Here is an 8,104-nt window from a genome sequence, read left to right on the forward strand (position 1 = left end):
GCGATGGTGCTCGCACTCCGTTGGCATGGTGCCGTCGCTCACGTCGAATTGTCGCGGCCCGAGCGGATGAACGCGCTCAATGGCGAATTGATCGCGGCCCTGGTCGAGACGGGGACGATGCTCGCTGCCCGGCGCGACTGCCGGGCGGTGGTATTGTCGGGTGCCGGGCGTGGCTTCTGCTCCGGGATCGACCTCGATGCGCTACGCTCCGCGTCCGCCGGCGGTAAGCGGTCGATCGATATCGAGACGTCGGTCGCAGGTGGTGCCAACGTCGCGCAACAGGCGGTGCTGCAATGGCATGATCTTGCGGTTCCGGTAATTGCCGCCGTTCATGGCGTGGCGTTCGGCGGAGGCCTTCAGCTCGCGCTCGGGGCCGACCTGCGCATCGTTGCGCCCGATGCGCGGCTGGCATTCATGGAAGTGAAATGGGGCCTCGTTCCCGACATGGCCGGCATGGTCCTGTTGCCTGGCCTGCTGCGACCCGACCTTCTGGCTGACCTGGTGTTCACCGGTCGGGTGTTCGACGGCGAGGAAGCCGTGAGACTGGGCCTGGCGACGCGAACGGCGGCAGATCCGGTGGCGGCGGCGCTGGAACAGGCGGCCGCGATCACGGCGCTGAGCCCCGACGCGGTGCGCGCGGCCAAGCGGCTGATGCGGAGCGGCGGCGGCCGCGAGGCGACCCTGCGCGCCGAGGCGGTGGAGCAGGCCGCCTTGTTCGGTGCACCGAACCAGCGCGAGGCAGTAGCCGCGGCCATGGCCGGTCGCGCGCCGATCTTCGTCAATTGAAAGGACACGAGGCATGAGCGATCCGACACTCCAATTGGAGTGGAAGGGCGATGTGGCGATTGTCCGGCTGAACGATCCGACCACCCTCAACGCGATCACGCTGGGCAACATCGCAGCGTTCGCCGAAGCACTGGATGCCGTCGAGGCGCGTGCGCGGGCGATGATCGTGACGGGGGCGGGCCGGGCATTCTGCTCGGGTGCAAACCTGTCTGGCGGCATGGGCGACGACGTCGCGCCGGAGGAGTTCGATGCCGGATCGGCCCTTGAAACGCATATTAATCCGTTGATGCAGCGACTGCACGATCTCCGCTTGCCGTGGATCACCGCGGTCCGCGGCGCCGCGGCTGGAGCTGGAGCCTCGCTCGCGCTCGCGGGCGACATGATCGTTGCGAGCGAGACGGCGTATTTCCTCCAGGCGTTCGCGCGCATCGGCCTGGTTCCGGACGCGGGCTCGTCGCATCTGCTGGTGCGGACGATCGGCCGTCCCCGGGCGATGGAGCTGATGCTGCTGGGAGAAAAGCTGCCGGCCCAAACCGCGCTCGCCTGGGGCCTCATCAATCGCATCGTGCCCGACGACAAGCTGGAAGCCGATGCCCTGGCGCTCGCCCAACGGCTGGCTGCTGGGCCCGCTTCGCTGCGCGCGATCCGGCAGGTCGCCTGGCGCGCCGTCGACGCGGATTGGCAGGAGGCGCTTTCGGCCGAACGCTCCCTGCAGCTCGGTGCCGGTCGAAGCGCCGACTATCGCGAGGGTGTGGCCGCCTTCCAGGGCAAGCGCGCTGCTCGGTTTGTCGGCGCATGAGCGGCGATCGCCAGGGGCAACTCGCCGGACGAACGGTGCTGGTGACCGGTGCCTCTTCGGGCATCGGCGTGCGCTTCGCCCGGCTGTGCGCCGCGGCGGGTGCCGCCGTGGTGATCGGTGCGCGGCGGCTCGATCGGCTGGAAGCGCTGCGGGCCGAGCTGGAGGATGCGGGCGGCCGCGCGTTGGCGGTGTCGCTCGACGTCGCCGACGAAGCGTCGATCATCGCGGCCTATGATGCCGCGGAGGCCGCGTTCGGACCGGTCGACTCCGTCGTTGCCAACGCGGGAATCAGCGTCGAGGGACGCGCACTCGACGTGCTGGTCGACGACTGGGATCGGCTGTTCGGGATTAATGTGCGCGGCGCGTTCCTGACTGTCCGCGAGGAGGCCAAACGGATGCGCGCTGCCGGCGTTTCCGAACGCGGCCGGATTGTGCTGATCTCGTCGATTACGGCACAGATGCGAACGTCGGGAACGGTCGCCTACAGCACATCGAAAGCGGCGGTGACCCACATGGGCCGGCTGCTGGCGCGCGAGTGGGCGCGCTCTGGCCCCAACGTCAATCTGCTGTCGCCCGGCTATATCGCGTCCGAGCTGGCAGGCGACTGGTTCGACACCGAAGGCGGTCAACGGCACATGGCCACTTGGCCGCGTCGCCGCATGCTCGACGAGGACGCGCTGGACGAGACGCTGCTGTTCCTCCTGTCGGATGCCAGCCGCAACGTCACGGGATCGGACATGATCGTCGACGACGGCCAGTCATTGTAGGGACGACGATGGACTACAACACGATACTCTTCGACGTTGCGGACGGGGTCGGTACGATCACGCTGAACCGTCGCGACAAGCTCAATTCCTTCACCATTCGCATGATGGACGAGATGCTCGACGTCATCGACCGCATCGATGCCGATGACGACGTGCGCTCGGTCATCGTCACGGGTGCCGGCCGCGCGTTCTGCGCCGGCGCAGACCTTTCCGAAGGTGCCAAGTCCTTTGCCATCGATGGGGATGCCGATACGCTCGATTACGCCACGGATGCGGCGCGCGATGGTGGCGGCCGGGTCACATTGCGTCTGTTCGGGTGTCTCAAGCCCCTGATCGCCGCGATCAACGGCCCCGCGGTGGGCGTCGGCGCGACCATGACGTTGCCGATGGACGTGCGGATCGCCAGCGAGACGGCGCGGATCGGGTTCGTCTTCGCTCGCCGTGGGATCGTCCCCGAGGCGGCGTCGTCCTGGTTCCTGCCGCGCGTCGTCGGCATCAGCCAGGCGCTCGAATGGTGTTACGGCGGAGGCGTGTTCGATGCGGCCGAGGCGCTGAGTGGCGGCCTGGTCCGCTCGGTTCATGCGCCAGACGAATTGCTACCCGCAGCACGCGCCCTCGCGCGAAAGTTCGCGGACGGCACCGCCCCCGTCTCGGTGGCGCTGATTCGTCAGATGATGTGGCGCGGGCTGGGCATGAGTCATCCGATGGAGGCGCACCGCGTCGACAGCCGCGGCATCGTGTCGCGCGGCCGCAGCGCTGACGTGGCGGAGGGAGTGACTTCGTTCCTCGCCAAGCGTCCCGCGGTTTTCCCCGACCAGGTCAGCCGCGACATGCCCGACTTCTTCCCGTGGTGGAAGGAGCCGGTCTATGGCTGACGGAGCAGAGCTTTTTCGCGACGACGCGTTCGCAGGGCGCAATGTCTTAGTCGCGGGTGGATCGAGCGGGATCAACCTCGCCATCGGCCAGCGTTTTGCTGGAATGGGTGCGACTGTCAGCTTGGTCAGCCGCTCGCGGGATCGCATCGAGGCAGCCGCCCGGTCCATCGTCGATGCAGGCGGGGAGGCGATCGGCCTCGTCGCCGACGTGCGCGACTTTGCCGCGGTTGAGCGGGCGTTCCAGCAGGCGGCAGACCGGTTCGGCGCGATCGACGTGGTCATCTCGGGCGCAGCGGGCAACTTCCTCGCACCTGCGGTAGCGCTGTCGGCGAATGCGTTCCGCACGGTGATCGAGATCGACCTCATCGGCACGTTCAACGTCCTGCGCGCCTCGTTCGAGCATCTGCGCAAGCCGGGAGCATCGCTGATCTCGATCACGGCCGGGCAGGCGAGGCGGCCGCTGATGTTCCAGGCGCATGCCAGCGCTGCGAAGGCCGGAATCAACAACCTGACCGAAACGCTCGCGATGGAATGGGGCCCGGCGGGCGTGCGCGTGAACGCGATCTCGCCGGGCCCGATCGGCGACACCGAAGGCATGGCGCGGCTTGCGCCCTCGGCTGCGGTGACGGCCGCACTCAAAAGCCGGATACCGCTGCGCGACTACGGCACCAAACGGGACATTGCCGACGCCGCGCTGTTCCTAGCGAGCGACCACGCGCGATACATCACCGGCGCGATCCTTGAGGTCGACGGCGGCTCCATCCTGGGTGATGCTTCCGCGGACGCGCTTACCGTGCCGGAGCGCCCGCGATGACCGGGCCGTTGACGATCGAGAGCCGGGGCGCGGTGGACTGGCTTACGCTCAACCGTCCGAAGCGGCTCAACGCGCTCGACAGCGACCTAATCGCGGCGCTTAGCGACTATTTCGCCAGAGCCGCGACCCGGCGCGAGACGCGCGTCATCGTCTTGCGCGGTGCCGGACGCGGCTTCTGCGCAGGTTTCGACCTTGTCGACGATCTGGGTGCGATGGATACGATCGGCCGCCTCGACCTGCAACGCTCGATTGCCGAGATCGTGATGCGGATGCGCTATTGCCCGCAGCCGATCGTGAGCTTGATCCATGGTCCTGCTTGCGGTGGCGGTTTCGCGCTGGCGTTGGCATCGGACATCCGGCTGGCGGGCGAGAGCACGCGGATGAACGCGGCGTTCTTCCGCGTCGGCTTGTCCGCCTGCGATATCGGCGTGTCCTATTTGCTCCCGAGGCTGGTGGGCGCGAGCGTGGCCGCCGAACTGATGCTGACGGGCGCGTTCATCGATGCCGCGCGGGCGTCGTCGCTCGGGTTGGTAAGCCGCCTCGTAGCTGACGACGCGTTGGAAGAGGCGGCGCTGCCGATCATCGACGCGATGCTGACGACGGCACCGCTGGGACTGAGACTGACGAAGGAATGTCTGCGGATGAGTATCGACGCGCCGAGCCTCGAACATGCGATCGCGATGGAGGACCGCAATCAGGTGCTGTGTTCGTCCACGAGCGACTTTTCGGAAGGCGTGGCGGCGTTCTTCGACAAGCGACGGCCAGCCTATGCCAGTCCGCTGGAGGCCCGCGCATGAGCACGGGTGCAACGATTGCCGCAACCGTCGAACGCTTCGTCCGCGAGACGGTGGCACCCTTCGAGCGTGATCCCCGGCGAGCGTCGCACGGCCCCAGCGATGCGCTAGTGCAAGAGCTGCGCGGACTGGCGCGCGAGGCCGGCGTGCTGACGCCACACATCCTGGCGGACGGTAGCCACCTCAGCCACCGCGATACCGCGATGGTGCTGCAGGCGGCGGGCCTGTCTCCGCTCGGACCGTTGGCGGTCAACGTCATGGCCCCGGACGAGGGCAACATGTACCTGCTGGGCAAGGTCGCCGACCCGGAGCAACGGCGTCGCTTCCTCGACCCCCTTGTTTCGGGCGAGGCGCGTTCGGCGTTCTTCATGACAGAGCCAGCGGCGGACGGCGGCGCCGGATCCGACCCTTCGATGATGCTCACCACGGCGCGCGCCGACGGCAACCACTGGGTCATCGACGGGCGCAAGGCCTTCATCACCGGTGCCGATGGTGCCAGCGTCGGCATCGTGATGGCCAAGACACCGGAAGGCGCGTCGCTTTTCCTGGTCGACCTGCCGGATCCTGCGGTTCGGATCGAGCGCGTGCTCGACACGATCGACTCGTCGATGCCCGGCGGTCACGCGGTCATCGCCATCGACGGGCTGCGCGTGCCTGCCGACCAGATGCTGGGTAATCCGGGCGATGGCTTCAAGCTCGCGCAGGTACGCCTCGCCCCGGCGCGATTGACCCATTGCATGCGGTGGCTGGGATCGTGCCGGCGCGCCAACGAGATCGCGACCGACTATGCGTGCCGCCGCCACGCGTTTGGCAAGCCGCTCGTCGATCACGAGGGGGTCGGCTTCATGCTGGCGGAAAACCTGATCGACCTCAAACAGGCCGAGCTGATGATCGACTGGTGCGCGGATGTGCTGGACAGCGGCAGCCTCGGCACCGTCGAGAGCTCGATGGCCAAGGTCGCGGTCAGCGAGGCGCTGATGCGGATCGCCGACCGGTGCGTGCAGGTGATGGGCGGAACCGGCGTGACCGGCGACACGATCGTCGAGCAGGTCTTTCGGGAAGTCCGCGCTTTCCGCATCTACGACGGGCCGACCGAGGTCCACAAATGGAGCTTGGCCAAGAAGGTCAAGCGCGACTGGAAGGCGACGCAGGCGTGATGGCGGTTGCTACTGCGGTACGGGCAGGCTTCGAGATCGATGCCGCCGCCCTCGAAGCGTGGCTCTCGGAGCATGTCGACGGCTTTGCGGGACCACTGACCATCGAGCAGTTCAGCGGTGGCCAGTCCAACCCGACGTTTAAGCTGACGACGCCGGGAACACAGTACGTCCTGCGTCGCAAGCCGCTGGGCGTTCTGTTGAGTGGCGCCCACGCGGTCGATCGCGAGGCGCGGGTGATTCAGGCGCTGGCCGCAGCGGGCATACCGGTGCCGCGCGTGCGGGCGCTGTGCACCGACGAGACGGTCATAGGTTCCTGGTTCTACGTGATGGATCTGGTCGAGGGGCGGATCTTCTGGGACGGCGGCTTTCCGGGCGTCGACCCGGCGGAGCGTGCCGCGCTGCAGGACTCGATGGGCGGCACGCTCGCCGCGATCCATGCGCTTTCCCCCGAGCAGGTCGGTCTGGGCGATTATGGGCGGCATGGCGGCTATCTCGAACGGCAGGTCGCCCGCTGGTCGCGCCAGTATCGCGAGGACGAAGCGGCGGGGCGCACGGCCGACATGGACTTCCTGGTGGAGTGGTTGCCGGCGCACCTGCCGGCCGATGGCGACACGCGGGTGGTGCATGGCGACTACCGCGTCGACAACATCATCTTCCACCCCACCCAGCCGCGGGTGATCGCGGTGCTCGACTGGGAGCTGTCGACGCTCGGCGATCCCGTCACCGACTTCGCGTATAATCTGATGATGTACCGGGTGCCGTCGTCGGTGCCTTGGGGTCTTGCCGATCGCGACCTCGCGGCGCTCGGTCTGCCGGACGAGGCTGCGTACACCGCCGCCTATTGTCGGCGCACGGGACGGACGGAGCTACCGGAGCTTGGCACCCACCTGGCGTTCAACCTGTTCCGGCTGGCGGCGATCATCCACGGCATCAAGGGGCGGATGATTCGCGGCACCGCCGCGTCGGCCGATGCCGGCGAGATGGTCGCGCGGATGGACCTGCTCGCCGCGATCGGCCGCTCGATCGCGGAAGCGACGGGGCGCTAACACCGTGGCGATCCGGTTCGACTATGCCGGCAAGGTGGTTCTGGTGTCCGGCGGGACGCAGGGTATTGGCCTAGCCGTTGCGCGGGCGTTCGCCGATGCCGGCGCGATCGTTCATGTCACGGGCACGCGCGAGCGATCGGACACCTACGAGGACGATCTCGCCGCCTTCACCTATCATCGCGTGCGAATGCAGGACCCTGCCGAACGCGAGGCACTGGCGCTCGCGATTCCGACCCTCGACGTGCTGGTCAACAATGCCGGCATGGCACGCGACGATGAGTATGAGGAAGCCGGATACCGCACGGTGATCGAGGTCAATCTGAACGCGCTGGTCGACCTGTGTTACCGCTTTCGGGAGCGACTGGCGGCAACGCAGGGCGCGATCGTCAACATCGGGTCGCTGGCGAGCTTCATCGGCTTGCGCGATCGGCCAGCCTATACGGCCAGCAAGGCGGCGGTGCTGGGCTTCACCCGCTCGATCGCCGACATGTGGGCGAGGGAAGGCATCCGCGCCAACATGGTCGCGCCGGGCTTCATCGACACGCGGATCATCGACTGGGCAAAGGCCGACGAGGAGATGCACCGGAAATTCCTGCGCAGTATCCCCGCCCGGCGGTTCGGTCGGCCGGAGGAGGTCGCTACCGCCGTGCTGTTCCTCGCCGCGCCCGAAGCGGAATATGTTCGCGGCCACGGCCTGGTGATCGACGGCGGCTACCTCCTCAGATAGCCGCCGCCGGGCAGTCAGGCGGCAATTCGGGTGGCTTGCCCCATGAGCGAGCGGAGCCGCCCGTCGATGATCGCCTCCGCTTCGGCGATGATACGATCCACCAGCTGTCTGACGGTCGGCACGTCGTGGATCAGCCCCTGCACGATGCCGGCCGTCCAGATTCCGTGGTCGGGATCGCCGTTGATCAGCCCTTCGCGACCGCGCGCGCCCTTCACCAGATGGGAGATGGCCTCGAACGGGTTGCCCTCGCGCTCGATCCGGACCGCCTCGACAGCCACCATGTTGAGGGCAAGGCGCTGATCCCACGCTAAACAACGCTAACGGTTTAGAGCCCACCGA

The 8,104-nt window shown here is 67.6% G+C and carries 10 protein-coding genes; 9 read left to right on the forward strand and 1 reads right to left on the reverse strand.

Annotation, left to right across the window (positions count from 1 at the left end; translation table 11 throughout):
- Positions 1-3 precede the first annotated feature (3 nt).
- Genes ACFE65_RS14595 through ACFE65_RS14635 form a run of 9 tightly spaced genes read left to right on the forward strand, consistent with a single transcriptional unit; the run spans position 4 to position 7,765 of the window.
- On the forward strand, positions 4-786 hold the full coding sequence (locus tag ACFE65_RS14595) for a crotonase/enoyl-CoA hydratase family protein (protein WP_375383097.1): 783 nt from the start codon (positions 4-6) through the stop codon (positions 784-786).
- Between the two features lie 13 nt (positions 787-799).
- Positions 800-1,585, forward strand: a complete 786-nt coding sequence (locus ACFE65_RS14600) for an enoyl-CoA hydratase-related protein (protein WP_375383098.1) — start codon at positions 800-802, stop codon at positions 1,583-1,585.
- Positions 1,582-2,352, forward strand: a complete 771-nt coding sequence (locus tag ACFE65_RS14605; RefSeq protein WP_375383099.1) for an SDR family NAD(P)-dependent oxidoreductase — start codon at positions 1,582-1,584, stop codon at positions 2,350-2,352. Before ACFE65_RS14600 ends, ACFE65_RS14605 begins: the two co-directional genes overlap by 4 nt.
- Positions 2,353-2,360: 8 nt before the next feature.
- Complete coding sequence (locus ACFE65_RS14610; RefSeq protein ID WP_375383108.1) at positions 2,361-3,227, forward strand: crotonase/enoyl-CoA hydratase family protein; 867 nt, start codon at positions 2,361-2,363, stop codon at positions 3,225-3,227.
- Entirely contained in the window at positions 3,220-4,041 is an 822-nt protein-coding gene (locus ACFE65_RS14615; protein ID WP_375383100.1) for an SDR family oxidoreductase, read from the forward strand. Before ACFE65_RS14610 ends, ACFE65_RS14615 begins: the two co-directional genes overlap by 8 nt.
- Positions 4,038-4,838: an enoyl-CoA hydratase/isomerase family protein gene (locus ACFE65_RS14620; RefSeq protein WP_375383101.1), complete on the forward strand. Its 801-nt coding sequence runs from the start codon at positions 4,038-4,040 to the stop codon at positions 4,836-4,838. The genes ACFE65_RS14615 and ACFE65_RS14620 overlap by 4 nt, the downstream gene beginning before the upstream one ends.
- Positions 4,835-5,992: an acyl-CoA dehydrogenase family protein gene (locus ACFE65_RS14625; RefSeq protein ID WP_375383102.1), complete on the forward strand. Its 1,158-nt coding sequence runs from the start codon at positions 4,835-4,837 to the stop codon at positions 5,990-5,992. The genes ACFE65_RS14620 and ACFE65_RS14625 overlap by 4 nt, the downstream gene beginning before the upstream one ends.
- A complete protein-coding gene (locus ACFE65_RS14630; protein WP_375383103.1) occupies positions 5,992-7,038 on the forward strand; it encodes a phosphotransferase family protein in 1,047 nt (348 codons plus the stop codon). Before ACFE65_RS14625 ends, ACFE65_RS14630 begins: the two co-directional genes overlap by 1 nt.
- 4 nt (positions 7,039-7,042) lie before the next feature.
- Positions 7,043-7,765: an SDR family NAD(P)-dependent oxidoreductase gene (locus tag ACFE65_RS14635; protein WP_375383104.1), complete on the forward strand. Its 723-nt coding sequence runs from the start codon at positions 7,043-7,045 to the stop codon at positions 7,763-7,765.
- A gap of 14 nt (positions 7,766-7,779) precedes the next feature.
- On the opposite strand, the gene ACFE65_RS14640 is transcribed toward ACFE65_RS14635, so the two are convergent.
- Entirely contained in the window at positions 7,780-8,043 is a 264-nt protein-coding gene (locus ACFE65_RS14640; RefSeq protein WP_375383105.1) for a hypothetical protein, read from the reverse strand.
- Positions 8,044-8,104 lie beyond the last annotated feature (61 nt).

Origin of the sequence: uncultured Sphingomonas sp., assembly GCF_964237335.1 — a bacterium.
Taxonomy (GTDB): Bacteria; Pseudomonadota; Alphaproteobacteria; order Sphingomonadales; family Sphingomonadaceae; genus Sphingomonas.